22 protein-coding genes and 4 tRNA genes are annotated in these 25,644 nt (G+C 64.3%); 9 read left to right on the forward strand and 17 right to left on the reverse strand.

The features are described from left to right. The 3 genes from GCN78_RS26945 to GCN78_RS26955 form a co-directional block, all read right to left on the reverse strand. On the reverse strand, positions 1–2,265 hold the full coding sequence (locus tag GCN78_RS26945; RefSeq protein WP_152254440.1) for an ATP-dependent DNA helicase: 2,265 nt from the start codon (positions 2,263–2,265) through the stop codon (positions 1–3). Further along, on the reverse strand, positions 2,262–3,914 hold the full coding sequence (locus GCN78_RS26950) for a VRR-NUC domain-containing protein (RefSeq protein WP_152254441.1): 1,653 nt from the start codon (positions 3,912–3,914) through the stop codon (positions 2,262–2,264). Before GCN78_RS26950 ends, GCN78_RS26945 begins: the two co-directional genes overlap by 4 nt. Positions 3,915–4,009: 95 nt before the next feature. Further along, positions 4,010–4,714: an SMI1/KNR4 family protein gene (locus GCN78_RS26955; protein ID WP_152254442.1), complete on the reverse strand. Its 705-nt coding sequence runs from the start codon at positions 4,712–4,714 to the stop codon at positions 4,010–4,012. 152 nt (positions 4,715–4,866) lie between these two features. Here GCN78_RS26955 and GCN78_RS26960 point away from each other — a divergent pair, with 152 nt between their 5' ends. Further along, complete coding sequence (locus tag GCN78_RS26960; protein ID WP_152254443.1) at positions 4,867–6,084, forward strand: MFS transporter; 1,218 nt, start codon at positions 4,867–4,869, stop codon at positions 6,082–6,084. Further along, complete coding sequence (locus tag GCN78_RS26965; RefSeq protein WP_226939844.1) at positions 6,081–6,710, forward strand: helix-turn-helix transcriptional regulator; 630 nt, start codon at positions 6,081–6,083, stop codon at positions 6,708–6,710. Before GCN78_RS26960 ends, GCN78_RS26965 begins: the two co-directional genes overlap by 4 nt. 79 nt (positions 6,711–6,789) lie before the next feature. On the opposite strand, the gene phaP is transcribed toward GCN78_RS26965, so the two are convergent. The 4 genes from phaP to GCN78_RS26985 form a co-directional block, all read right to left on the reverse strand. After that, complete coding sequence (gene phaP, locus GCN78_RS26970; RefSeq protein WP_152254445.1) at positions 6,790–7,401, reverse strand: TIGR01841 family phasin; 612 nt, start codon at positions 7,399–7,401, stop codon at positions 6,790–6,792. Between the two features lie 107 nt (positions 7,402–7,508). Next, positions 7,509–7,703: a hypothetical protein gene (locus tag GCN78_RS26975; protein WP_152254446.1), complete on the reverse strand. Its 195-nt coding sequence runs from the start codon at positions 7,701–7,703 to the stop codon at positions 7,509–7,511. A 47-nt stretch (positions 7,704–7,750) separates the two neighbouring features. Next, positions 7,751–9,991 carry an ATP-binding protein gene (locus tag GCN78_RS26980; protein WP_152254447.1) on the reverse strand — a complete coding sequence of 747 codons (2,241 nt, stop codon included), beginning with the start codon at positions 9,989–9,991 and terminating at the stop codon, positions 7,751–7,753. A gap of 91 nt (positions 9,992–10,082) precedes the next feature. Beyond that, positions 10,083–10,511, reverse strand: a complete 429-nt coding sequence (locus GCN78_RS26985) for a winged helix-turn-helix transcriptional regulator (RefSeq protein WP_152254448.1) — start codon at positions 10,509–10,511, stop codon at positions 10,083–10,085. 116 nt (positions 10,512–10,627) lie between these two features. On the opposite strand from GCN78_RS26985, the gene GCN78_RS26990 reads away from it, so the two are divergent. Beyond that, positions 10,628–11,479 (forward strand): SDR family oxidoreductase, encoded by an 852-nt coding sequence (locus GCN78_RS26990; protein WP_152254449.1) that lies wholly within the window; start codon positions 10,628–10,630, stop codon positions 11,477–11,479. 97 nt (positions 11,480–11,576) lie between these two features. On the opposite strand, the gene GCN78_RS26995 is transcribed toward GCN78_RS26990, so the two are convergent. The 4 genes from GCN78_RS26995 to GCN78_RS27010 form a co-directional block, all read right to left on the reverse strand. Then, positions 11,577–11,661: transfer RNA gene (locus tag GCN78_RS26995), tRNA-Leu, on the reverse strand. Between the two features lie 73 nt (positions 11,662–11,734). Then, positions 11,735–11,819: transfer RNA gene (locus tag GCN78_RS27000), tRNA-Leu, on the reverse strand. Between the two features lie 75 nt (positions 11,820–11,894). Continuing rightward, a tRNA-Leu gene (locus GCN78_RS27005) sits at positions 11,895–11,979 on the reverse strand. 301 nt (positions 11,980–12,280) lie between these two features. Beyond that, positions 12,281–12,365: transfer RNA gene (locus GCN78_RS27010), tRNA-Leu, on the reverse strand. 408 nt (positions 12,366–12,773) lie between these two features. On the opposite strand from GCN78_RS27010, the gene rnr reads away from it, so the two are divergent. The 4 genes from rnr (at position 12,774) to GCN78_RS27030 (ending at position 17,703) form a co-directional block, all read left to right on the forward strand. Beyond that, entirely contained in the window at positions 12,774–15,335 is a 2,562-nt protein-coding gene (rnr, locus tag GCN78_RS27015; protein ID WP_152254450.1) for a ribonuclease R, read from the forward strand. A 14-nt stretch (positions 15,336–15,349) separates the two neighbouring features. Beyond that, positions 15,350–16,093, forward strand: coding sequence for a 23S rRNA (guanosine(2251)-2'-O)-methyltransferase RlmB (rlmB, locus tag GCN78_RS27020; RefSeq protein WP_034784003.1), 744 nt, complete (start codon positions 15,350–15,352; stop codon positions 16,091–16,093). 151 nt (positions 16,094–16,244) lie between these two features. Next, a complete protein-coding gene (gene cysE / locus GCN78_RS27025; protein ID WP_152254451.1) occupies positions 16,245–16,994 on the forward strand; it encodes a serine O-acetyltransferase in 750 nt (249 codons plus the stop codon). Positions 16,995–17,004: 10 nt separating this feature from the next. Beyond that, positions 17,005–17,703, forward strand: a complete 699-nt coding sequence (locus GCN78_RS27030) for a YceH family protein (protein WP_152254452.1) — start codon at positions 17,005–17,007, stop codon at positions 17,701–17,703. Positions 17,704–17,718: 15 nt separating this feature from the next. Here the strand turns inward: GCN78_RS27030 and GCN78_RS27035 are convergent, their stop codons facing one another. Together GCN78_RS27035 and GCN78_RS27040 are read right to left on the reverse strand one after the other, a co-directional pair. Next, positions 17,719–18,087 carry a tetratricopeptide repeat protein gene (locus tag GCN78_RS27035; RefSeq protein ID WP_152254453.1) on the reverse strand — a complete coding sequence of 123 codons (369 nt, stop codon included), beginning with the start codon at positions 18,085–18,087 and terminating at the stop codon, positions 17,719–17,721. 7 nt (positions 18,088–18,094) lie between these two features. Further along, positions 18,095–18,544, reverse strand: a complete 450-nt coding sequence (locus GCN78_RS27040) for a DUF4240 domain-containing protein (protein ID WP_152254454.1) — start codon at positions 18,542–18,544, stop codon at positions 18,095–18,097. Positions 18,545–18,736: 192 nt separating this feature from the next. Here GCN78_RS27040 and GCN78_RS27045 point away from each other — a divergent pair, with 192 nt between their 5' ends. Together GCN78_RS27045 and udk are read left to right on the forward strand one after the other, a co-directional pair. Beyond that, positions 18,737–19,240, forward strand: a complete 504-nt coding sequence (locus GCN78_RS27045) for a DUF2199 domain-containing protein (RefSeq protein ID WP_152254455.1) — start codon at positions 18,737–18,739, stop codon at positions 19,238–19,240. Between the two features lie 59 nt (positions 19,241–19,299). Continuing rightward, positions 19,300–19,944 (forward strand): uridine kinase, encoded by a 645-nt coding sequence (udk, locus tag GCN78_RS27050; protein ID WP_152254456.1) that lies wholly within the window; start codon positions 19,300–19,302, stop codon positions 19,942–19,944. An 11-nt stretch (positions 19,945–19,955) separates the two neighbouring features. Here udk and GCN78_RS27055 read toward each other — a convergent pair whose 3' ends face one another. From GCN78_RS27055 to GCN78_RS29470, 4 genes are all read right to left on the reverse strand, one after another. After that, positions 19,956–21,125 (reverse strand): HlyD family type I secretion periplasmic adaptor subunit, encoded by a 1,170-nt coding sequence (locus GCN78_RS27055; protein ID WP_152254457.1) that lies wholly within the window; start codon positions 21,123–21,125, stop codon positions 19,956–19,958. Then, entirely contained in the window at positions 21,122–23,254 is a 2,133-nt protein-coding gene (locus GCN78_RS27060; RefSeq protein WP_226939845.1) for an ATP-binding cassette domain-containing protein, read from the reverse strand. Before GCN78_RS27060 ends, GCN78_RS27055 begins: the two co-directional genes overlap by 4 nt. Before the next feature lie 28 nt (positions 23,255–23,282). Continuing rightward, a complete protein-coding gene (locus GCN78_RS27065) occupies positions 23,283–24,575 on the reverse strand; it encodes a TolC family protein (protein ID WP_152254458.1) in 1,293 nt (430 codons plus the stop codon). 117 nt (positions 24,576–24,692) lie between these two features. Then, positions 24,693–25,644, reverse strand: a 952-nt coding sequence (locus GCN78_RS29470; protein WP_193316886.1) for a hypothetical protein, incomplete at its 5' end; no start/stop codon positions are given.

Raw genomic sequence — 25,644 nt, forward strand, 5'->3', positions numbered from 1 at the left:
TTATTCACCCGCCAGCTGCACATCCCACCACGTGGGCAAGAGCTGGCGGATTTCCGGGCGCGAAAAACGGTCGTCGATCAGATACACGACGCCCTTGTCCGACTGGGTGCGGATGACCCTGCCTGCCGCCTGCACCACCTTTTGCATGCCCGGATACAAGTACGTGTAGTCGTAGCCTGCGCCGAAGAGGTCGCCCATGCGCTGGCGGATCTGCTCGTTGACGGGATTGATCTGCGGCAAACCCAAGGTGGCGATGAAGGCACCGATCAGGCGCGCGCCCGGCAAGTCGATGCCTTCGCCAAACGCGCCGCCCAGCACGGCAAAGCCGATGCCGCGCGTGTCCAGGCCAAAGCGGCCCAGAAATTGTGCGCGGGCAGCGTCGTCCATGCGGCGCGGCTGCTGCCAGAGGGGCACGTCCGGGTAATGCTGGGCGAACAGGGTGGCCGTCTTTTCCATGTAATCGAAGCTGCTGAAGAAGGCCAGGTAGTTGCCCGGCGTTTCCGCGTATTGCTTCGCCATCAGCTGGGCGATGGGCAGCAGCGAGGCGGCGCGGTGCTGGTAGCGCGTGGAAATGCCGTCGGCCACGCGCACGGACAGCTGCTGCGCCTGGAACGGCGATTCCACGTCGACCCAGGCCGTGTTCTCCGGCATGCCGAGGGTGTCGCTGTAGTAATTCCACGGACTCAGGGTGGCGGAAAACAGGGCCGTGCTGTGGCTGGCCGCGAAGCGCTCCTTGAGAAACGGCGCGGGCACGATGTTGCGGATGCAGACGGTGGAACCCGTGTCAGTCTTGCTGATGTCGAACAGCGAATGCGCGCCGAAGCTTTCCGCCAGGCGATTGATCAGCAGCACGTCGAAATAAAAGCGCTGCAAGTCTTCGTCCAGCACGGCAGCGTGCTCGGCCATGTAGTCGCCGATGGCCGTGGCCACACCTTGCAGGGCACCAAAGAATTTATCGGGCAAGGCGGGATGCACATGGTAATCGCCATCCTGCTCCTTCAATAAGGCCGTCCACTGGCGCGAGAGGCGGTCCAGCGGCTTTTTCAAGGCGTCGGGCGCGAACTTGCGCAGCATTTTCAGGTCGATCTGCGCCAGCTCGGCCGAATACATGCCGCGCGCGCGCGACACCATATTGTGCGCCTCGTCGACCAGCACGTTGACTTTCCAGTCGTGGGCCAGGGTCATGCCGTACAACATGGCGCTGAGGTCGAAATAGTAATTGTAGTCGCCGATGACGACGTCGCTCCAGCGCGCCAGCTCCATGCCCAGGTAATACGGGCAAATACCCTGCTGCAAGGCGATGGCGCGCACGGCTTCCTTGTCGAGGATCAAGCCGCTGGCCAGCGCCACTTCGCGCGCCAGCGGCAGGCGGTCGTAAAAGCCCTTGGCCAGCGGACACGATTCGCCGTGACAGGCTTTGTCGGGATGCTCGCAGGCGCTGTTCTTGGCGCTCAGTTCCAGCACGCGCAGGGGCAGCAGCGGCGCGCTATCTTTCAATATGGCGCAGGCGTCGAGCGCCATCTGGCGTCCCGGCACCTTGGCGGCGAGGAAAAACAGTTTATCGAGGCCATGCGCGGCCGTCGCTTTCAGCATGGGGAACAGGCTGCCCACCGTCTTGCCGATGCCGGTCGGCGCCTGTGCCAGCAAGCCGCAGCCGCGGCTGCTGGCCTTGTACATGGCTTCGGACAGCTGGCGCTGTCCCGGGCGAAAGTCCGCGTGGGGAAAGGCCATGCCGCTGAGCTGTGCATCGCGGCTGGCGCGGTGCGCCAGCTCCTGCTCGGCCCAGTCGAGGAACAGCGCGCAATGCTGTTCGAAGAAAAGGCGCAGTGCCTCGGCCGTGCATTCCTCGTGCATGACCGTTTCCTTCTGGCTGGCGATGTCGAAATACACGAGCGCCACGCGCAGCATGGGCAGGTTCAGCTGCTGGCACAGCAAATGGCCGTAGATGCGCGCCTGCGCCCAGTGCAGCTGGCGGTGGTTGGCGGGCATGGCGTCGAGCTTGCCCCGATACGTCTTGATCTCTTCCAGCTGGCGCCGCGCCGGGTCGTAGCCATCGGCGCGGCCGCGCACGTGCAAAGGCCCAAAGTCGCCGCACAGGCTGATTTCGCGCTGGTAATCGTCGTCGCGCCGGCCCGTGACGGTGGCGTGGCCGGCCATGCCTTCCTGCGCCGTGGGCGAGGGCGTGAAGCGCAAGTCCAGGTCGCCCACCTTGGCCGTGAATTCGCACAGGGCGCGCACGGCGATCGTGTAAGTGTTGCCGCTCATGCGGCCGCCTGCCATTGCAGGAAGCACACGCTGACGGGCATGGCGTGCTCGGCGCAATACGCGATCCAGCGCAGCTGGTTGTCTTGCAGGCGGTCGCCCGGACCCTTGACCTCGATCATGCGGTAGCGCCGCTCGGCCGGCCAGAACTGGATCAGGTCGGGAAATCCGCTGCGGTTGCTTTTGATATCGAGCAAGATGCGTTCAAACGCCTTCTTCAGGTGCGCAGCCGGGATGCAGGCCAGCGCCAGGTCCAGCAAGCCGTCGTCGAGCACGTCCCAGCTGACGAAGGGCGAGACGATGCCGTGCTTGGCGGCCAGGGTGGCGCGGATGCTGGCCTGGTAGCTGCCGTCGTCCAGCTGCGCCAGGCAGGCGGCAAAATCGAGGCTGCGGCGCTGGTAAAAATCGGCGCTGTGCAAGTCGGCCGGGCCACGGTGGAACGGGTGGAAGAAGGCGCCCGGCATGGCCTTGAAGATGACGGGCCAGCACAGCAGGCCGAACAGCGAGTTGATCAGGGTGTTTTCCACGTAATACACGGGCGCGTCGTCCCGCATCAGATGTTGCCGCACCACCCCTTCCACGTAGCACGCCTGCTCAGGATACGGTAGTCGCAGATCGATGCGCTCCACGGCGGCCGCCGCATCGGCCGCCTGCTTGGCATGGCCCAGCTTGCGCCGCAAACGGGGGGCCATGCGCCGCAGCAATTGCTGTTCCGCTTCGCTTTCCGGCGCGGCCAGGGCGATCACCAGGCGCTCGTAGGCCGCTTGCGGTTGTTCATCTTTTTCCAGCACGCGGATGGCGCGGCCCCGCGCGCCCGGGTAGCGGCAATCGGCATAGGCGCGGTAGGCGGCCGGCCAGTCCTGGCATTTCTCGAGGTGCTGGGCGATCTGGAAGCGCAGCTTGTCGCGCCGGCTGGCCAGCCAGGTATTGTCTTCGGGCAAGGGCAGCGCCGCCAGCTCCTGCAGCACCTCGTCGGCCGGCGCGCTGTCGTTGTAGCGTTCGCGGCACTGGTGCAGCACTTCATAGTGCTCGATATCCTGGCGCGTGCGAAAGCCGCGCGAAGCGGGTGAGAATTCCACTTTTTCGTATTGATAGACGCCGAGGTCGGACAGCACGAATTCCGACCAGTCCTGGTGATAATTGCCAAAGTAAATCAGGCGCAGGCGGTCGCACAGCGCTTGCAGGCCGATGCGGTACAGCACGTCGCCGGAAGCCGGATGCCAGGCGGAAAACGGTTTCTCTTCCACATGGAGTGCGCGCAAGGCGTCGAGCTGCTCGGCCTTGCGCGCCGATTTCAGGGGCGCGGCGAGGTGGAAGGCCTGGGCGATTTCCGCTTTCAGCAGCAAGTCAAACAGTTCGGCTAGAGAAATGGCCGGGTCGGCCTCGACCCAGCCTGTTGCCAGCAAGGGCAGGGCGGCCGCGCGCGTGTCGCCGATTTCCGGATAATTGAGCTTGCTGGCGCGAAACAGGCAACCCTTGCGCATGACGAGGCGCACGAACAGGGCGCGCGACGGCTGCGGCAGTGCGCCGAAGTCGGCGATGAAGCGCGTCTCTTCAGCACTCAGCAGATCGGCGTAACGCGCGCTGATCCAGCTCAGCACATCCTGGAAATTATCCAGATAGTACAGGGGATTTTCCAGGACTCTCAGCATGGGGATGGCAATAGGGCAAGTTGCAAGGTGATGGCTTTTACTGTGTTTATATACAGTTTAAACCTTCAGCTGCCGCTTGCCCAGCGATTTTATGTTCAGCCAGCCGCGCTGTAGGCAAAACAGTGGTCGAACTTTTCGTAGGGAATCAGGTCCTCGCGCAGGCCGGCCAGCTCGACATCGGTCAGCAAGCCCCGGTGCGCTTCCTTGCGTCCCTTCGGCAGCGGCACGTCGTAATCGATGATGTCCCTGGCCAGCAGCGTTTGCAGTATCTGCGCCTGTTCCGGCGTCAGGTAGCGCGCATGCGTGCCCAGGGTGTTTGCCAGCTGTTCCTTGAACTCCTCGTCGCTGACCTCGTTGTACGTATCCTGGTCGGCCATACTGCTTAACAACATGTGAAACACGAAATCCTGCAGGTTCTTTGCCAGGTATTGGGCTTCATTCTGGTCATGCCACAGCAGCACGACGGGCATCTCGCCAGCGTGCCGGCTGGACGCGAAAAAGCAGTAATGGTCGCCGGCGCCCGTCTGCGCGAACGGGATGAAGCGCAAGGCGGGATCGATCTGCCGGTAATCGTCGGGATCGGCCAGTTCTTCCATGGCTGCCGCTACGGCCTTGACGCTCAGTAATTCGAAATCGTCGGCATGCAGCAGCAGGGTGGGCCGCTCGGTCAAGGTGGGATAGACCAGCTTGTACCAGTCGGGGCCGTATTCGCCCACGGCCAGCATGCCGTCGCGCTCCAGCTGGCGATACAGCGCAGGATAGGTGAAGCCGTGTTGCCGTTCCATTTCTGACAGTGTCATGTTTGTCCTGTTCAACGTGAGTCATGCGGCGATGATAGCCGAGGTGATGGCTTGCACGTTTCATTGTGACAATGCCTGGTATTAATAAACATTTTAGTTTACTTATGCGGCATGGTCACGTAGTCTTACCAGACACTCTCCATCGAGCCTGCATGAAAAACATCATCCTGATTTCCGCCGCCTGTTTGCTGGCGCTGCTGTCGACCATCGGCGCCTCGCTGCCATACCCGATCCTGCCGCCCCTGTTCGCGGCCGAGGCGCCGAATGCCTTCAATAATTTCCTCGGCTTGCCGTCGAAATTGCTGTTCGGCCTGGCACTGACCATCAACCCGCTGGGCTTGCTGATCGGCTCGGCCGTGCTGGGCCCCTTGTCGGACCGCTATGGCCGCCGCCCCTTGCTGATGCGCACGGCCGTGGGCGCCGCCATCGGCCATGCCATCACGGCCTGGGCGCTGGTGATCCAGTCGTATCCGCTGTTTATCGTCGCCCGGTTCATCACGGGTTTGTTGGAAGGTAACGGCGCCGTGGCGCGCGCCATGCTGGCCGACCAACTGACGGGGCCGCTGCGCCTGCGCGCCATGTCGTGGCTGAATGGCGCGTTTTACCTGGGCTGGCTGGTGGGCCCGATCCTGGCGGGCGCGACTCTGGGCTGGGGCGTGACGGTGCCGTTCTGGATCGCCGCCGCCGCCCTGATGCTCGTCGCCGTGCTGGTGGCCGTCGGCTTGCCGCGCGAAACGCCCTCGCTACTGACGACGTCGTGGTGGCAGGTGGCGCGCGACCGCCATTCGCTCAATTTGCTGCGCCATGACGAGCTGCGCACCCTGTTCATCGTGCAGCTGGCGCTGACCTGCGGCGTGGCCAGTTTCTACGAGTTCTATCCGCTGTGGCTGGTCGAGACGGCCAATTACCATGCGCAGGAGATTGCCTGGGTCAATGTGGGCCTGTGCGGCACGATGACCATCACCTCGCTGCTGGCGGGCGGTCCCAGCCGCCATGCGCCCTTGCTGCGGGCAAGCTGGTATGCGTGCGGCGTGGCGCTGGCCGTGGGCATTTTGGCGCTGGGCAATATCTGGGTGGGCATCGCCGCCATCGTGCTGTTCGGCATTCCGAATGCGCTGTACAACACGGTGATCCAGGGCTGGTGCGCGGAACGCTTCAGCGCGCACGGGCAGGGTGCCGTGATGGGCTTGCTGGCCACCACCTTCTGTATCGCCAACATCGTCGTCGCCCTCAGCGGCTCCGTGCTGACCCTGATCGACACGCGGCTGATCCTCGTCGCGGGCGCCGTGTCCGCCGCCTGGGCAGCCTGGCGCATGGTCGCATGGCGCCGCCAGCTGGACGGCGCCGTCGCCGCGAAGGCCGCGGCGTGAGCGCCAGCACGTCCGAGCAGACCTTGTTCCTGCTGAAGATGCGCGGGCCGCAGACGGCGCAGCAACTGGCGGCCTTGCTCGATATCACCTCCATGGGCGCGCGGCGCCAGCTGGAAGCGGCGCTCGAGCGTGGCCTGGTGGCGTTCGAGGATGTGGCCGACAAGGTGGGCCGCCCGTCGCGGCGCTGGCAGCTGACGCCTGCGGGCCACGCGCGCTTTCCCGACCGCCATGCCGACCTGACCCTGGAATTGATCGCGCAAGTGAAAACCCTGTTCGGCGACGCGGGGCTGGATCAATTGATCGGCGCGCGCGAGCGCGGCAGCGAGGCCGCCTACGGCAAGCTGGTCGATGTGAGTGACGATCTGGCGCAGCGCGTGGACAGCCTGGCGCGGGCGCGCGATGGCGAGGGTTACATGGCCCATGCCGAGCCGCAGGACGATGGCAGTGTCTTGCTGGTGGAAAACCATTGCCCGATCTGCGCGGCGGCCACGGCGTGCCAGAATTTCTGCCGCTCTGAGCTGGCCATCTTTCAGCGGGTATTGGGGGATGATTGCACGGTGGAACGCAGCGAATATCTGCTGGAAGGGGGAAGGCGCTGCGTGTACCGGATCGTGCCGTTGGGGTGAGGGCTAAACTTGTCGACCCCAAGTAAAGGCCGGGGTCGTACCCTGAGGGTACGACCCCGGTACTTGCTCCTGGGGCTCGTTACTTTTTAGTCGCCTTCGGCTTGGCGGCAGGCGCCGCCTTTTCAGCCGCGGCGGTGGCGCCGCTCGTCGCCTTTTCCGTAGCCTGCGCCACTTGCGCGCTGGCCTTGGCGATTTGCTCTTCCACGGTTTTCACGGCCTGTTTCGTGGCCTTGGTCACTTGTTCGTAGCCGAGGAAGGCGTTGTCGATGGCGGCCTTGACGATGGCCACGGCGTTTTCCGAGCCTGGCGGCACGTTTTTCGTGACGTCGTAGATCAGGGCGCTCAGATTGCTTTTCGCTTCGGCAACATGGGCTTCGGCGGCCGTGGTGAATTCCGTGTGGATTTCCTTGATGATGTCGTCGAGTTGCTGTTTATACGCTTTCGCGCCGGCCACGCCAGGTTGCAGCTGGGCGGCGGCGGCGGCCATGGCGGCCTTCGGATCCTTGGCCTGGCCGATTTCCTTGCTGGCGGCAAGGCCATCCTCAATGCCGGACTTGGCGGTGGCCATGTTCAGCGCCAGCACCTGTTCCACGCCTTGCACGGCCTTCGAGGTGAGGGTGTTGAAGGTCATCAGCTGGAATTCAAACAGGGCCTTGGTGGCCGATGCGAATTGTTCGGGATTCGTAAACATGTGGTCTCCTCGGTTTGAATAGATACGTTCTTATCGTTCCATACTCTTTCGACGCCGCAATGCCATCGCTTGATCTCAAGCCGGTGCCCCGTGTGGTCATGACCCCATTATTTAACAAGCGCCGGTTTTTCGCAACGGCTATCTTTGTACGGTCCCGAGGCCAGTTCCCAGCCAAATCCCAGCGTCGATTGGGCGCACGACAGCGTGCCGTCGATCTTGCTGCGCCACTGGTACCAGGGGGCAGGTCCGGCCATTGCGCAGGCGTAAGCAGCCAGCAGGGCCGTGGCGATCAGGTATTTCATAGTTGCTCCGAAAGAAAAGCCTGCCGGCATTGTAGCGCGCCTGCCATTCAGGGGGCGGGCGACTGCGGCGCCGTGACGGGCAACTGCAGGGTGAAGGTGGTGCCGCTGCCGGCGCCCGTGCTGCTGATGGCGTCGATATGGCCGCCCAGCACGCCCGTGACGATGTTGTGCGCCACATGCAGGCCCAGGCCCGAACCGCCCGAACCGAGCTTGGTCGTGAAGAAAGGGTCGTAGACGTGGGCCAGGTCGTCGGCGGCGATGCCAATGCCCGTGTCGGTGATGGACAGGGTGATCGTCTGCCCGTCGTCGCTGCCGCGCGCCCTGATGGCGATGGTGCCGCCGCTGCGGCCTTCGAAGGCATGGCGCAGGCAGTTTTCCAGCAGGTTGCTGAGCACCTGGCCCAGCGGGCCAGGATAGCTGTCCATGGCCAGGCCGTCCGGCACGTCCTGCGTCAGGCTCAGGCCGGCGCCCTTGAGCGGCGTGGACAGGGGTAACATCAGCTCGGCGATGAACTGGCGCAGCAGGAAGTGGCGGCGCTGCGAGCTGGCGCGGTCGACGGCGATCTGCTTGAAGCTTGAGACGAGGTCGGCCGCGCGTTGCAGGTTGCGCAGCATGATGGCGTCCGCCTCGCTGGCCTGGGTCAGGTAGGCGCCCAGTTCGGAGCGCCGCAAGCCATCGAGGAAGCTGGCCTGGATTTCGCGCGTGCGTTCGGCCATGGTGGTGGCCACCACCAGGCCGTTGCCGATCGGCGTATTGAGCTCGTGCGCGATGCCGGCCACCAGCGCGCCCAGCGCGGCCAGCTTGTCGCGGCGCACCAGTTCTTCCTGCGTGATGGACAGGTTTTCCAGCGCGGCGGCCAATTCCAGATTCGTCTGCTCCGACTGTTCCTTGGCCTGCGTCAGGGCGGCCGTGCGTTCGGCCACCAGTTCTTCCAGGTGGGCGCGGTGGCGCTGCAGTTCGCGTTCGTGGCGCATGCGGCCGATGGCGATGCCGGCCAGGTCGGTCGCCGTGTCGATCAGTTCCAGGTCGCGCGCATCGGGCTGGCGCACTTCGCGGTAGTACATGGCGAAGGAGCCGAGCACGGCGCCATCCTGGCCGAAAATGGGGCGCGACCAGCAGGCGCGCAAGCCGAACGGCGCCGCCAGCTCGCGGTAGGGCGCCCACAGCGGGTCGTGCATGATGTCGCTGACGACCACCGGTTCGCGCAGGAACATGGCCGTGCCGCACGAGCCCACGCCGGGACCGATGGCCACGCCTTCGAGCAGGGCCATGTAGTCGGGCGGCAGGCTGGGACCGGCCGCGCTGTGCATGCGGACGCCATCGTCGTCGAGCAGCATGATGGAGCAAAGCACGCCGCGCGACTGGCCTTCGATCAGCAGCAACAGCTGGTCCAGGGTGGGGATCAGGGGCGCGCCCTTGGCGACCATTTCCAGCAAGGTGCTCTGGCCCGCGCGCATCGCTTCGGCGAGGTTGCGTTCGGTCAAGTCGATGATGCGCGCATGCACCAGCTGGCGGCCCGGCACGGACAGGCGCATCAGCCGGATTTCGCAGGCGATCGGGTGGCCGTCGCGGTGGCGGCAGCTGGCGCGGAAGACGACGATCTTGCCTTGCAAGGTATCGCGGATCTTTTCTTCCAGCAGTTGCGGCGAGGCCCGGCCATCGTCCTGCTGCCGGGGGAACAGCGGCTCCATGCCGCCTTGCAGCAGTTCGGCCAGCGGCATGCCGAACAATTCTTCGGCCAGGTGGTTGGCGTCGATCAGCAGGCGGTTGTCGATATCGAACAGCAGCACGGCGTCGGGCGAGCCGGCCAGGATGGAGTGGTAATTGACTTCCAGCGTTTGCGGATGCAGGGGGCGCGGCGGCGTGACGGGATGCGGCGCGGACGCCTCGGCCTTGTGCAAGGCCAGTTCCATGAGGATTTTTTCCGCCACGTCGCGGGCGTTGAAGGGCATCTTGATGTAGTCGGAAGCGCCGGCGCCCACGCTGCGGCCCTGTTCCTCGGCGCTGGGGGTGGCCGACATCAGCAGCAGGGGCACGCCGTGGCGTCCGCCCGCATTGCGCAGGCGCATGCAGGTGGCGCCGATATTGGTGCCCGCCAGGGCCGCGTCGAGCAGGATCAGGTCCGTGCCGCCGGCCGCCAGCTCCACGCCTTCGTCGATATCGCCCGCCAGTCCCGTGCCCAGGTTATGCCGGTCCAGCACATACAGCAGTTCGCGCACATCGTTCGGCGAATTGCTGACCAGCAGCACATTGGCCCGGTCGGTGATGGAAGAAATCAACTGGTTCATGGTGTCGCGCCCTTACGCGTTTCATGGGCCTAGTATTACATCAAGGCAAGTAGGAGTAAACGATAATTCTTGATGACCAAAAGCAAGCTGTTCAAGCCGCATTTTGCGCCGCCGGTGCCGCTTCCAGGTCGGCGCGCGCCTGTTCGATGCGCGGGTAATTATCCTCGATCCAGTCGACCAGCGCGGCCAGGCGTTCGGCCGCCTCGCGTCCCAGCGGCGTGAGGCTGTACTCCACCTTGGGCGGGATCACCAGATACGCCTGGCGCAGCACGAAACCGTCGCCCGCCAGCGCTTCCAGGGTTTGCGCCAGCATTTTTTCGCTGACCCCGCCCACTTCGCGGCGCAGTTCGCTGAAGCGCCGCGTGCCGCTCAAGAGCAATACCAGCAGCAGCACGGCCCAGCGGCTGGTCAGGTGGCTGAGCACGGCGCGCGACGGGCAGGCCGCCGCCAGCAGGTGCGCCCCCTGGTTTTGCCGGGCGAGGGCGGCGCGCAGGCTGGCGCCGGGAGTGTCTGTGGACATGATAGTTGACCTTGTGAATGTTGATGTGATTCATACTTACCAAAAGGTACGTACTTACAATAAGTAAGTAATAGTCCTATTATAGGGTTTTACCAACCACCCTCCAAGGAGAAATCATGATCGTCATCACCGGCGCCACAGGCAAGCTGGGCCAGCACGTCATCGCCAGCCTGCTCAAGTCCGTCCCCGCAGCGAACATCATCGCCGCCGTGCGCAACCCGGGCAAGGCCGCCGACCTGGCCGCCCAGGGCGTGCAGGTGCGCCAGGCCGATTACAACGATGGCGCCAGCCTCGACGCGGCGTTCAAGGGGGCAACAAGAATCTTGCTGATCTCGTCGAGCGAAGTGGGCCAGCGCGCGCAGCAGCACCAGAACGTCATCGATGCGGCCAAGCGCGCCGGCGTGTCCCTGCTGGCCTATACCAGCGTCCTGCGCGCCGACACGTCGCCGCTGGGCCTGGCCGCAGAACACGTGATCACGGAAGCGGCCATCCGCGCCTCCGGCCTGCCATACACTTTCCTGCGCAACGGCTGGTACCTGGAAAACCATACGGAACACCTGGCGCCCGTGCTCGAGCATGGCGTCGTGCTGGGTGCGGCGCAAAACGGCCGCTTCTCGTCCGCCGCGCGCGCCGACTACGCGGCGGCCGCCGCCGCCGTGCTGACGGCCGCCCAGCCGCAAGCGATCTATGAACTGGCCGGCGACCACGGCTTTACCCTGGCCGAGTACGCGGCCGAAGTGGCGCGCCAGTCGGGCAAGGCGATTGTCTACAAGGATATGCCGCAGGCGGACTTCAAGGCGGCGCTGGTGGGCGTGGGCGTGCCGGAAGGCTTTGCCGATCTGCTGGCTGATTCCGATGCGGGCGCGGCCAAGGGCGGCCTGGAAGACAATGGCAAGCAATTGAGCGCGCTGATTGGCCGTCCGACGACGAGCCTGCAAGACGGCGTGAAGGCGGCGCTGGCCAAGTAAGAGGAGGGTGCCGCGGGTCGGGAAGACTGCGCGGCATTCCGGAATGAAAAAAGCCGCAAACTCGTGAAAGTTTGCGGCTTTTTTGCGAATTAGGTAATGGTGCCCACGAAGGGACTCGAACCCCTACACCCGAAGGCACATGGACCTGAACCATGCGCGTCTACCAATTCCGCCACGTGGGCACTGATGCTGCCAATGCTACTGCTATATCTCACTACTGTACTGCGGATTACAACGAAAACGACTCGTTGCTGGTGGTGCCCACGAAGGGACTCGAACCCCTACACCCGAAGGCACATGGACCTGAACCATGCGCGTCTACCAATTCCGCCACGTGGGCATTGTGCTGCTCATTTCAACTGCATACTGCTTGCTACTGTACTGCGGATCACAACAATGAACAACTTGTTGCTGGTGGTGCCCACGAAGGGACTCGAACCCCTACACCCGAAGGCACATGGACCTGAACCATGCGCGTCTACCAATTCCGCCACGTGGGCATTGTTACTGCTTGCTGCTTGTCGCTGCGTGTTCTGCAGCGAGGACAAAATCATAAGGGCTGGCGCGCATTCGGTCAATCAACATTTTGCACTTTTCTTCAAGAAACATGTTTTTTCGCCTGAAAAGGGCTGCCGCCTATGAAAAAAGGCTGAATCTGCCTCTTTTTTCAGCGTTTTCCGCCGCTTGCCGTCACTGCGCGCGTCGGGTGGCCTGCTTGCCGGGAGGGAGGGGCTTTTCGCCGCGGAAATGAAAAAAGCCGCAAACTCGTGAAAGTTTGCGGCCTTTTTGCGAATTAGGTAATGGTGCCCACGAAGGGACTCGAACCCCTACACCCGAAGGCACATGGACCTGAACCATGCGCGTCTACCAATTCCGCCACGTGGGCACTGATGCTGCTGTGACTTATTACTTTACTGCTCGAGTACTTGTTGGAAAATAACTTCGCAACAATTCTGCTATTATAGCGACTTGAAGAGTTTTGCGCCAGATGAGCTTTCGCTCCATACTGCACATCAACCCTGTACCGCTTTCCTGCAACTGCATTCCCGTGAAGGTTTGTCGCTGCAAGAGACCGAGATTATAGAGCAATATTTGCCGAAGTCAAATGCATTGCGCAGCTTTTCTCCTTTTTTTCATCGGCGGGGCACTTGTTCGGTTTCCGCTACGCTGTCCGTTAGGCAAACCAAGGCGTCCTCCGGTACACTATCGAACATCACCGTGTCAATATTGACGGTGATGTCATCGGTCTTTGTTCTCCGTTTGATCACTGTCAATAACAACTATAGAAATACTTTTGAGCCAAAATACCCACACCATCCCCAGCCGGGAGGACATTCTCGGCATATTCCGCAGCGTCAACGCGCCTCTCGACCCGCAGTCTCTCGGGAAAACGCTGCAAGTGCATGCCGATTCCATGGATGTCCTGGTCCGTCGCCTGAAGGCGATGGAGCGCGACGGCCAGCTCAAGTCTGACGCCAGCGGTGTTTTCAGCCTGGCCGACCAGAGCGCGCTTGTCGCCGGTCGCGTCACCAGCCACCGCGATGGCTTCGGCTTTGTCATTCCTGACGACGCCAGCGCCGACCTGTTCCTGCCTGAGAAAGAAATGCAGAAAGTGCTGCATGGCGACAAGGTCATGGCCCGCATCGTCGGCACGGACCGCCGCGGCCGCCCGGAAGGCACGATCGTCGAAGTCACCTACCGCGCCAATACCCACGTCATCGGCCGCCTGATCCAGGAAAACGGTACCTGGGTCGTGGCGCCGGAAGACCAGCGCATCGGCCAGGACATTTTGGTCACCGGTTCGGTGGGCAAGGCGAAGGCCGGCCAGATCGTCAGCGTCGAGCTGACCGAGCAACCGATGCGCTTCAAGCAGCCGGTCGGCAAGATCGTCGAAGTGCTCGGTGCGCTCGATGATCCCGGCATGGAAATTGAAATTGCCGTGCGCAAATTCAACGTGCCGCACATCTTCTCCGCCGCCGCCCTGAAACAGGCGGAAAAACTGCCGTTCGAAGTGCGCGCCGCCGACCTGAAAGACCGTGTCGACCTGCGCGACGTGCCATTGGTGACCATCGATGGCGAGGATGCGCGCGACTTCGACGATGCCGTGTATTGCGAACCCGTCAAGATCGGCCGCGCCAACTGCTTCCGCCTGATCGTGGCCATTGCCGACGTCAGTCATTACGTGAAACCGAACGACGCGCTCGATATCGACGCGTTGGAGCGCAGCACGTCCGTCTACTTCCCGCGCCGCGTGATCCCGATGCTGCCGGAAAAACTGTCGAATGGCCTGTGCTCGCTGAACCCGGCCGTCGACCGTTTGACCCTCGTGTGCGACGCCGTCGTCAGCGACAAGGGCGAGTTGAAGGCGTACCAGTTCTACCCGGCCGTCATCCATTCGGCCGCGCGCCTGACCTACGACGAAGTCGCCGCCGTGCTGGGCAACACCAAGGGACCCGAAGCGGCACGCCGCGCGGACATCCTGCCGCACCTGCAGAATCTGGAAGCCGTCTACCGCGCCTTGCTGAAAGCACGCACGGAGCGGGGCGCCATCGATTTCGAAACGACGGAAACGTATATCGTCTGCAATAGCGCCGGCAAGATCGAAAAGATCATCCCCCGCACGCGCAACGAAGCGCACAAGATCATCGAAGAGTGCATGCTGGCGGCCAACGTCTGCGCGGCCGATTTGTTGCTGCGTAACAAGCATCCAGGCACCTACCGCATCCACGCCAGCCCGACCAAGGAAAAGCTCACGCAAGTGCGCACCTTCCTCAAGCAGGTTGGTCTGAACCTGACGGGCGGCGACACGCCGTCGGCATCCGATTACCAGACCCTGATGCAGCAGATCAAGGCGCGTCCCGACGCGGCCCTGCTGCAAACGATGCTGCTGCGCTCGATGCAGCAAGCCGTCTACAGCCCGGACAATATCGGCCACTTCGGCCTGGCCTACGAGGCGTATGCCCACTTCACCAGCCCGATCCGCCGCTATCCCGACCTGCTGACGCACCGCGCCATCAAGGCCATTTTGCAAGGCAAGAAATACGAGCCGAAGCTGTCCGATAAAGTCGTGTTGAACACGAACGTGTCGAACGCCACGCGCAAGCAGCAAGCCAAGGACAAGGCCGACGGCAAGCCGAAGAAGACGGACTTGACCATCTGGGACGCGCTGGGCGTGCATTGCTCGGCCAACGAGCGCCGCGCCGACGAAGCGTCGCGCGACGTCGAGGCGTGGCTGAAGTGCTACTTCATGCAGGATAAATTGGGTGAAGAGTTCACCGGCACCATCACGGGCGTGACCACCTTCGGCGTGTTCGTGCAGCTCGATACCCTGTTCGTCGAAGGCCTGGTGCACGTCACCGAGCTGGGCACCGATTACTTCCAGTACGACGATGCGCGCCATGAATTGCGCGGCGAACGCACGGGCAAACGTTATCAATTGACGGACCGCCTGACGGTGCAAGTGGCGCGTGTCGACCTGGAAACGCGCAAGATCGACCTGCGCCTGGTCACCGATGCGGAACTGGCGGGCGAAGAAGCGCCGGCCAAGCAGTCGGGCGGCAAGCGCAAGGGCGAGAAGAAATCCATGATCAAGCCCGGTCCTGCGACCGAGCAGCGCCATGAGATCAAAGCCGGCGGCAACAGCGGTGGCAAATCCGGCAATGGTTCCGGCGGCCGTTCCAACGGCGCCAAGGCGCAAGCCAAGCCTGCAGCCAAGGCAGCCCTGAAGGAAGCCCCGAAGGCGGCAGCCCCCAAGGCCGCCGCGCCGAAGCGCAGCAAGAAACCAGCCGCGGCAGCCGCCGCGGCGGCACCACGAGCAGCAAAAACTGTATCAAAATCAAGCAAGAACAAGCGATAAGCGATAGATAGATAATGAAGAATAAAATGATTTTCGGCTTCCACGCCGTCACCTCGCGCCTGCGTCATGAAGCGTCGTCCGTGGAAGAAATTTTCGTCGACGCCAGCCGCGTCGACGGCCGCATGAAGGACATGATCGCCGCCGCCAAGGCGGCCAACGTGCGCGTCATGCCAGTGGACTCGTCGCGCCTGGACAAGATCGTCGGCACGCGCCGCCACCAGGGCGTGATCGCGTTTGCCTCGCAACTGTCGCTGGCGCGCAATCTTGATGAGTTGCTCGACGCCATCGATGGCCCGCCGCTGCTGTTGATTCTCGACGGCATCACCGACCCGCACAACCTGGGCGCCTGCCTGCGCGTGGCCGACGGCGTCGGCGCCCATGCCGTCATCGTGCCGAAGGATCGCGCCGTGGGCCTCAACGCCACGGCCGCCAAGGTCGCCAGCGGCGCCGCCGAAACCGTCCCGTACATCACCGTGACGAATCTGGCGCGCACCATGCGTGAACTGAAGGAACGCGGCATCTGGCTGATCGGCACCTCGGACGACGGCGAGAAAGGCTTGTACGAAGCCGATTTCACGGGCCCGACGGCCCTCGTGATGGGTTCCGAAGGCGAAGGCATGCGCCGTTTGACGCGCGACACCTGCGACATCCTCGTCAGCATCCCCATGTTCGGCTCCGTCGAGAGCCTGAACGTGTCCGTGGCATCGGGCGTGTGTCTGTACGAAGCCCGCCGCCAGCGCATCGCGAAAGAAGGCTAAAAAACGTCCAGGGCGGCGTTGCCTTGCCCTGAACGTTTTGTAGCGCTTCTTTATATGCCGCCGCCCTCGAGGCGGCGGTTGTTTATCTGCCTCCCCGGCAGCACGCCGCCGAATACGCTACCATTTGCGTTCCACCTTATTCATTGTCATTATGTTCCACCACCTGCGCGAAGACATCAACAGCATCATCGAACGTGACCCGGCCGCCCGCAATGGCTGGGAGGTGCTGACCTGTTATCCGGGCTTGCACGCCATCGTCATGCACGGCTGGGCGCACTGGTGCTGGACGCGGCGCATGAAGTGGGTAGGGCGCTTCATTTCGTATGTCGCGCGCATCATCACGGGCATCGAAATCCATCCTGGCGCGGTCATCGGCCGGCGCGTCTTCATCGACCATGGCTTCGGCGTGGTGATCGGCGAGACGGCCGTCGTCGGCGACGACTGCACCATCTACCAGGGGGTGACTTTGGGCGGCACCTCGCTGCACAGCGGCAGCAAACGCCATCCGACCCTGGAACGCGGCGTCATCGTGGGCGCCGGCGCGCAGGTGCTGGGCAGTTTCACGGTGGGCGAGTACGCCAAGGTGGGCTCGAACGCCGTGCTGTTGAAACCCGTGCCGTCCGGCGCCACGGCCGTCGGCAATCCCGCGCACATCGTGCAAAAGGATGTCAGCGCCTTGCGCGAGGGCAGCACGGCGCACCTGTTCGCCGCGTATGGCGTCACGCCCAATGGCGACGACCCGCTGTCGAAAGCCCTGCAAGGCCTGATCACGCATGCCGTGGCGCAGGAACAACGCATCGAGACCATCCTCGCCACCCTGAAGGCGGCGGGCATCTGCTGCCAGGGCGTGCCCGAGTGTGATAAATTTGATTCTGAGCAAATGAACAAGCTGGTTGATTAAGGATACAGGCATGAATACTGATGTGACGGCAGGCGAAAAAAGTACTGACAATCCGAATCTGCTCGACCCCTTCGAGATCCGCGTGCTGGCCGTGCTGGCCGAGAAGGAAGCATTGACGCCGGACAGCTATCCGCTGTCGCTCAATGCGCTGACCAACGGCTGCAACCAGCTATCGAGCCGCGATCCCGTCATGGCGCTTTCCGAGGAAACCGTCTACGACGTGCTGCAGCGCCTGATGCAGCGCAAGTTCGTCAACGGCATCACGCAGGCCGGCGCGCGGGTCGCCAAATACGAACACCGCATGCGCATCAAGTGGTCGCTGGAACAGGACAAGCTGGCCATCCTGACGATCTTGATGCTGCGCGGCTTGCAGACGGCGGGCGAGATCCGCAGCCGCAGCGGCCGCGTGCATGAATTCAAGTCCGTGGCGGAAGTGGAATCCGGCCTGCAATTTTTGATCGACAAATATCCGCCGCTGGTGGCCAAGCTGGCCGTCGCCCCCGGCGCCAAGGAACCGCGCTACGGCCATCTGCTGGGCGGCGAAGAGGCGCTGGCGCAGAGCGAGACGGCGGCCGGTTTCGCGGGCGCCGTCAGCGCGCCGCAGCAGGGCAGCAGGGTGGCCCAGCTGGAACAGGAAGTGCTGCAATTGCGCAGCGATTTCGACGGCCTGGCGGCGCAGTTCGAGGCGTTCCGCAAGCAGTTCGAATAATTTTCGGGCACGCGCCTATTGGGCCTGCGGGTCGAAATAGGCGGTCCAGGTCAGGCTGGAAGGGGCAAGGCCCTGCGCCTTGTCAAATTGCGCCATGGCCTTGCGCGGTTTGGCCAAGCCCGCCAGGGCCACCCCCAGGTTGTAATGGGTGTGGCTGTCCGTCGAGCCCAGCTTGAGCGCCGTTTCCAGTACGTTGACGGCTTCCCTGTACTTGCCCTGGTCGCACAGCACGGCGCCCAGGCAAGTGATCAGCGCCGTGTCTTGCCGGGCCGCTTGCAAGGCGCTGCGCAACACGGCTTCCGCTGCCGCCATGTGCGCCTCCCATTGCCCGGCATCGGTTTCTGCCAGCTCGATATGCGCCTTGCTTGCGACGATTGCGTCCATTGCCGCCTTAGCCAGGCCAGGCGGCGGAATTGCTTCCGGTTTCATAGTCGACGCTGGCGGTAAAATCCCAGTCATCGGTGTCACGCCCTGTCTTCTCGGACCAAGCCTCGGGAGCGACGCTCAACAGTTCTTCCAGCCACGCGTCCGTTTGATCTGGCATCAGCGTGGGGTCTGCCAGCACGCTGTCATACATGGCCTTGCCCGAGCCGACGACGAAACAGCGCGCATACAGGAAACCGTCATCCGACTTTCCTGAGTTACCGGCATGGTCCGCAAACACCTTGCCATCGAGCTGGTACAGTGCCTGAGCCAGGCACTCTTCGAAGCCCTTGATGTCCTTGACCGGCAACTCGGCGAGCGCTTCGGTCAATGGTTCCACCGCGGCATCGGCGTCGCCGTCTTCCAGGGCTTCACGGTCGATCTGCTCTATCAGCTGCCAAAATTTTTCTTCGTTCATTGTTCATTCCAGGTAAATAGTCTATCGATACTGAAAGAGGCCAGGCATGCAATGCCGGTGGGGCCAGTCGTCCCGTCCGTGCATCTTGGGCTTGTTTAGAATATCATCTTGCCCGAATGCCAAGCGCACGGTTTCCCCAAGTAACTCTTTGTAATCAACACCGCAAACAATTCGACCAGGCATCCTTCCCACATGACTTTTTCCTTCCTGTGCCGCTCCTGCGGCGAGACCCACACGGGCATGCCCAGCTTCGGCGTCGACGCGCCGTGGCTGTACGAGCAGATGACGCTCGCCGAACGGACCACACGCTGCCAGCTCGACAGCGATGTCTGCATCGTCGACGAGGCGCACTGCTTCGTGCGCGCCACCATCGACATCCCCGTGCATGGCTTTGACGAGCCATTCAGCTGGGGCGTGTGGGTGTCGCTGAGCGGCGACAGCTTCGACGCCTGGGACGCCTGCTTCAACGATGCCAAACGGGCCCACATTGGTCCCTTCTTCGGCTGGCTCAGCACGCAACTGCCCGGGTATCCGGACACTCTGAACCTGAAGACCCGCGTCCACCTGCGCGACGATGGCATACGTCCGGCCATCGAGCTGGAACCGACGGATCACCCGCTGGCCGTGGAACAGCGCGACGGCGTCACGGCAGAGCGGGTAGCCGGGCTGTATGCGCGGCTTGCGCATGGCGCGTGACAGGCCCCGCCTTGCAGCCGCTCCCTGTCGGTCCGCTCGCGTTTCCGGTATCATTCGGCATGAACAATATTTCCTTCCAACCGTTTGTCATTGGTGTCGCCGGCGGTAGCGGCAGTGGCAAGTCCACCGTATCACAGCAGGTCCTGGCGTCCTTTGGCGCCGACATGGTCTCGGTCGTGATGCAGGACGACTACTACTGCGACCAAACCCATCTCTCCCCCGAAGTTCGCCGTCAGCAGAATTACGACCATCCGCAGGCGTTCGAGTGGCCATTGCTGGTGCAGCACATCCAGGCCTTGCGCAACGGCGAATCGATCGAGATGCCCGAGTACGACTTCACGCTGCACAACCGCTCCGACAGGACCATCCTGGTCAAGCCGGCGCCGGTGATCGTGATCGAAGGCCTGTTTGCCTTGTATGACGAAGACTTGCGCAACATGATGTCGCTGAAGATCTTTGTCGACACGGCCTCCGACGTGCGCTTCATCCGCCGCATGCAACGCGATATCACGGAACGTGGCCGTTCGGTGGAAAGCGTCATCGAGCAATACCTGGAAACCGTGCGCCCGATGCACAAGCAATTCATCGAACCGACCAAGCGCAATGCCGACGTCATCTTGCCGCACGGCGCCAATGGTCCCGCGGTCGACATGATCACGGCCAAGGTGGCCAGCGTGATTGGTCGATTGAAACCGGCCACCTGACGCCTGCCGCGTCAGCGTTCCCCCATCGACTCCGAAAACGTCTTGGTGATCGGTTTCGTCAGGTAGCGCAAGACCGTCTTCCTGCCCGTATTGATTTCCACGGTGGCCGTCATGCCGGGCTGGATCAGGATAGGCTCGCCATTCTTGCCGATCAGGTTGCGCCCGCTGGTCTTGATCTGCACGCGGTAGTAGGGCTGTTCGCTGCCCTTGTTGTCTTCGTTTAAAGTGTCCGCGCTGATGTAGCTGACGGTGCCGCGCAGGCGCCCGTAGATGCCGTAGTCATAGGCGTCGAGTTTCACGGCCGTGGGCAGGCCCGGCTTGATGAAGGCGATGTCGGCCGGTTTGACTTTCGCCTCGATGATCAGGTCGTCGTCCGTCGGCACGATCTGCAGGATTTCCTCGCCCGGCTTGGCCACGCCGCCCAGAGTGGTGAGGCGCACGTTGCGCACGATGCCGTCGGTGGGCGCGTAAATGTCCGTCGAACCCAGCTGCTCCTTGCGCTGCGTCACCGTCTGCTGCACGCCGGCCAGGTCTTCCTGCGCTTTCACCAGGTCCGTCTGGCTATCCTGCAGGTATTTGTTGCGGCGGTTGGTGATCTGCGCCTGGATGTCGACTACCTGCCGCCGCAGTTTCAGCACCTCGGCGCGGCTGACGTCCCCCGTTTCCAGCAACGGCAAGTTCATTTCCAGCTCTTCCTTGATCAGCTTCATGGCGCTGTCCAGCGAGCCCACTTCCGCCTGCACGGCGCCCTGGCGCTTGCTGAACAGGGCCAGCTGGTTGGCGCGAAATTCCGGAAACGCCTGCAGCTCGGGCGGGAACTTCGGCGCGCCGCCAAACACTTCCGCCTGCAGGCGCGCCACGGCCGCCTTCAGCCCGGCCGCCTTGGCCGTGCTTTCCAGGTAGCTCGTCTCGGCCCGCGTGCGGTCGAAACGCGCCAGCAACGCGCCCTTTTTCACGACGCTGCCTTCGTGCACGCGCAGCTCGGCCAGCACGCCGCCGTCGGCCACCTGGATGATCTGGTTGCGCGAACTGGCGATCACCTGGCCGTTGGCGCGCGTGACCTGGTCCAGCTCCGCCCACGACGCCCAGGCGATGACGCCCGCCAGTGCGGCCGTGCAGCTCCAGATCAGCACCCTGCCACGTTTCGCTTCTTCCCGCGCTTCGACCCTGGCCAGCTTCATGCGACCGCTCCTTGCGCCACCGGCACCGTGGCGGGACTGGGCACGGCCTGCGGCTTGCCCGACAGCTTGGCCAGGACAAGGTCGCGCGGACCGTCGAGCAGCACCCGTCCCGCCTGCAGCACCACCAGGCGGTCGAGCAGGGGCAAGAGGGCGTTCTTGTGCGTGGTGGCGACCATGGTCACGCCGTCGGCCGCCAGTTCGCCCAACAGCCCCACGATGCGCGCTTCCGTCTTCGCATCCATGGCGCCCGTCGGTTCATCGAGCAGCCAGATGCGCGGCTTGGCCAGCAGCAAACGCGTGACGGCGATCAACTGGCGCTGGCCGCCCGACACGCCGCGCCCGCCTTCGGTGATGCCCAGCGCCAGTCCCCGCGGCTGGCCCAGTATCAGCTCGATCAGGCCCGTGCGTTTGGCGGCCGCCAGGATCGCTTCCTCGCCCGGGTCGGCCAGTCCCAGCAGCAGGTTGTCGCGCAGGGTGCCGCTGAACAGCCGCGTTTCCTGCGGCAGGTAACCGACCATTTCGCGCACCACGGCCGGTGCCAGCAGGGCCATGTCGACGTCGCCCAGGTAAGCCTTGCCTTCTGCCGGCTGGTACAGGCCCGAGGCCAGTTTCAGCAGGGTGCTCTTGCCCGAGCCGATGGCGCCCACCAGGCCGACGCGCTCGCCGGGGCGGATGGCCAGGCTTTCCACTTCCAGCGCCACCTTTTGCGCGCCGCCATACGTGAAGCGGATGCGTTCGAAGCGCAAGCCCGTATCGAGGCTGCGCGGCGTCAGCGCGAATTGCGCGTTGTCCGCCTCGTTGGGCAGGCTGATGACTTGTTCCAGGCCGTCGATCGAGGCGCGCGCATGGGCCCACTGCACCATCACGGCGGGCAGCTGCACGATGGGCATCAGGGCGCGGTTGCTGATGATGGTGCAGGCCATCAGCGCACCCATGGTCATCTGGTTTTCCGCCACGAACCACGCGCCCATGGAGATCAGCGCCACGTTGGTCAGTTGCTGGAAGGCGGCCGTGATGTTTTGCGACAGGGCCGCATAGTCGCGGATATTCTGTTCCGCGTGGCTGCTCTCGGCCACCAGTTCGGCCCAGCGCGATTGCATCATCCATTCGGCGCTGCTGCCCTTGAGCGTTTCGACGCCATCGACGGCTTCCACCAGCAAGCCGGCCTTGCGGTTGCTGGCGTTGAGATTCTTGCGCGTATGGCTCTCGATGGCGCGCTGGAACATCAGCCCGCACACGAGGGCCAGCGGCAGGGCCACCAGCGGCACCACCACCAGCCAGCCGCCGATGATGGTGATCATGGCGAGAAAAATCAGGGCGAAGGGCACGTCCGTCAGCACGAACAGCGACGTCGACGTGAGCACGCCGCGCACCATTTCAAAGCCCTTCACCTGTGCCGCCAGGGTGCCGACGGACGCGGGGCGGGCCTCCATGCGGATGCCGAGCATGCGCTGGAAAAACCACTCGGACAATTCATGGTCGACGTCATTGCACGAGTGGTCGACGATGCGGCTGCGCACCTGCTTGAGGATGAATTCCAGGCCGATCGACAGGGCCACGCCCACCACCAGCACCCACAGGGTGCTGAAGCTCTGGTTCGGGATCACGCGGTCGTACACCTGCATGGAAAACAGCGAGGTGGCCATGGTCAGCAGGGTCACCAGCGCGGTGGCCAGCACGGCGTCGACGAACACGCTTTTCTTCAGCCACAGGGCGTTGCGCACCAGGGCCAGGGCGCCGGGGCGGGCGCCGCTTTTTTCGCTGCGGCGCGGCAGGCCCACGCAAGCCAGGCCGGCCAGCGAGGCCAGTTGCAAGGCGCGCCCGTCGACGCCTTCGCCGCGCCAGGCGCCGTCGGCGCCGCGCGACTGCAGCAAGCCCCAGCCCGTGCTGGCGCTGTGGACGGCGAACGGCAGCTCGCCCGGCGTGGGATCGTGCAGCGCGCGCGCCGCGCCTTCCAGTCCGGCCGCCTGCCAGAGGGTGGTCAGCACCATGGCGGGCGCGCCATTGTCGTCGACGTCATCGAGCTGGCGCTGCAGGTCGGCCAGGCGCGCTCCAGCCATGTGCTGGCCTGCCAGGCGGGCGGCGCGCTCGATGAGTGTCAGCAAGCCATGTTTGATGGAGGTATCCACGCTGTCTCCTGTTCGTGTTCTGTGGCGGTCAATTGGCGCGCACCGACGCGGCCGGCGCCGTGCGCCCGGCCAGGGTGCCCGTTTGCGCGGCCAGGCGCAGGCTGGCGGCGATCGCCTGCGCGCGCGTATCTTCCAGCGAAAATTGCGCCTGGGTCGCTTCGCGCACGGCGTTGAGCACGTCGTTCCAGCTCTTGCGGCCGATCACGTATTGGCGCGCATACGATTCGAATACCTGCGTCGAGGTGGTGCTCGCTTCGCCCGCGTTGCCCAGGCGCTGGCGGCTCGCCTCGGCCTCGTTCCAGTCCAGCGTGAAGCGCTCGCGCACGTCGCGTTCGGCCGCGTCGTGCGCGGCGCGCGCGCCTTCGCGCCGGGCCACGGCGGCATCCACGCCGGCCTTGGCCGACAGGCCCGCGCCCGGCTGCGCCTGCAGCACCAGCATGGCGCGCGTGCGGTTGTCTGCATTGATGCCGCCCGTCGGCTTTTCCATGCGCAGCACGACTTTCGGCATGTAGGCCGAGCGCTGCAGGGTGATTTCGGAATCGGCGGCCTGCGCCTCGAATTCGAGGCGCTGCAGGGTGGGGGAATAGGCAATGGCCTGGCGCATGACCCGTTCCAGGCTGGCGTCGGGCACAGGCTCTCCCACGCCGATGCCCGTGGCGCTGACGAGGCGCACGGGTTTGCCGGCCAGTTGCGACAGCTGCGCCAGCGCGTTTTCCAGCGCCTGGCGCGCATTCGACACGTCGTTGGCCGCCTGGTAGGCGCGCGACTCGGCCAAACGCTGGTCCGTCTGCGAGCTGACCGACTGCACCACGCGGCGCTTGATCATGTCCAGCAGGCGCTGGTGCTCGTCCAGGCCCGCCTGCGCCGAGCGCACGCGTGCCGTCTGGCGCAACGCTTCCGTGTAGGCGGCGATCACGCGCAGGGAGAGGGTCAGGCGTTCTTCCTCGATGGCGGCGCCGGCCGCGTCGACCCGGCTGCCGGCGGCATCGATGCCGGCGTCGATGCGGCCGCCGCTCCACAGCGGCTGCTCGATGCGCACCACGCCGCCCGTTTCCCGTGAACCGGTGGGCACTTCGGCCGACAGGCTGGGAAAGCGCTGCCATTGCGCGCCATCGAGTTCGGCGCGCGCGGCCGCCTGCGCCGAACGCTTGCCCTGCACGGCGGGATGGCTTTGCAGCGCCTGCTGCAAGACCTGGTCGAAGCTCCAGGCGGTGGCGCCCTGGGCGCCGGCGAAGGACGATACCGATGCCATGGCCACGGCCGCCAGCAAGGCCGCGATGCGTGGCAGTGAGGACCATGCTGGGAAACCGCGTAATTTCATCCCGTATTTTTCCGGCCCGAGGCCTGACGCATTTCAAGGTGTGGCGGGAGCGCGCGCAGTGCTGCGCTGCGCTCCCGCTGCCGTGCCAGGCGCGGCGCCCGGCGTGGGTGCCCCGCCTCAGACGACGAAGTTGGCCGCCGTCAGTTGCGTGATGTTCACCCCGCTCAGCAGCACCAGCGCCGTGTCGATGGCGTTGGCGTTGCTCAGGTCACTCGAGTGATACACCGTCACGGCGCCGCTGTTTTGCGCATCGGCGATGACGATGTAGCCCTGGCCCGACAAGACGCTGTTGTCGGCCGCGATGGCGCTGGCCGCCGCGCCGATCGACACGGACGTGCCGTCGAAGATGAACAGGTTGTTGTTGCTGAAGTCCGTGCTCAGATTGACGCCCACGGCCACCGACGCCGTCAGGTCGGCGATGGCCGACATGTCGATCACGTCGCCGCCGGCGGCCGGCAGGCCGGTGCTGAAGTCGGCCACCGTCAGCGGGTTGTGCAGGGCATTCTGGCTCAGCACGAAGAGCTGGCTCGCGTCCGTCAGGTCGGCCAGCGCCTGGGCCGCCGCCGCCGCCGCGGCATCGGTATTCGCCGCCACCGTCAGCGAGCTGGCGTCCGTCAGGTCCGCCTGTGCCTGCGCCTGCAGGGCGGCGGCCGCAGCCGCATCGGCTGCCAGGTGCAGGGCGCTGGCGTCCGTCAGAGCCGCCGTTTGTGCCGCTGCCAGCGCCGCCGCCGCCGCCGCATCGGCGGCCTGCGTGAGGGCCACGGCATCGGTCTGGTCGGCGATGGCTTGCACGGCGGCGGCGTGGGACGCATCCGCTGCCGCCACGACGGCCAGGGCGCTGGCGTCGGTCTGCGCGGCGAGGGCGTTCGCTTGCACCAGGGCGATGTCGGCCGCCTGCGCGTCGGCATTGGCCTGGGCAGCCGCCGCGTCGTCCGCATACGCGGCATTCGCATTCGCATGTGCCTGCGCCGCTGCCGCCGCAGCGCTGGCGGCGGCGGCATCGTCGGCTTGCGCCGCTTGCAGGGCCAGCAGGGAAGCGGCGGCCTGTGCCTGCGCCAGCGGCGCGGCC

This window comes from Janthinobacterium rivuli, assembly GCF_009208735.1.
Lineage (GTDB): Bacteria > Pseudomonadota > Gammaproteobacteria > Burkholderiales > Burkholderiaceae_D > Janthinobacterium.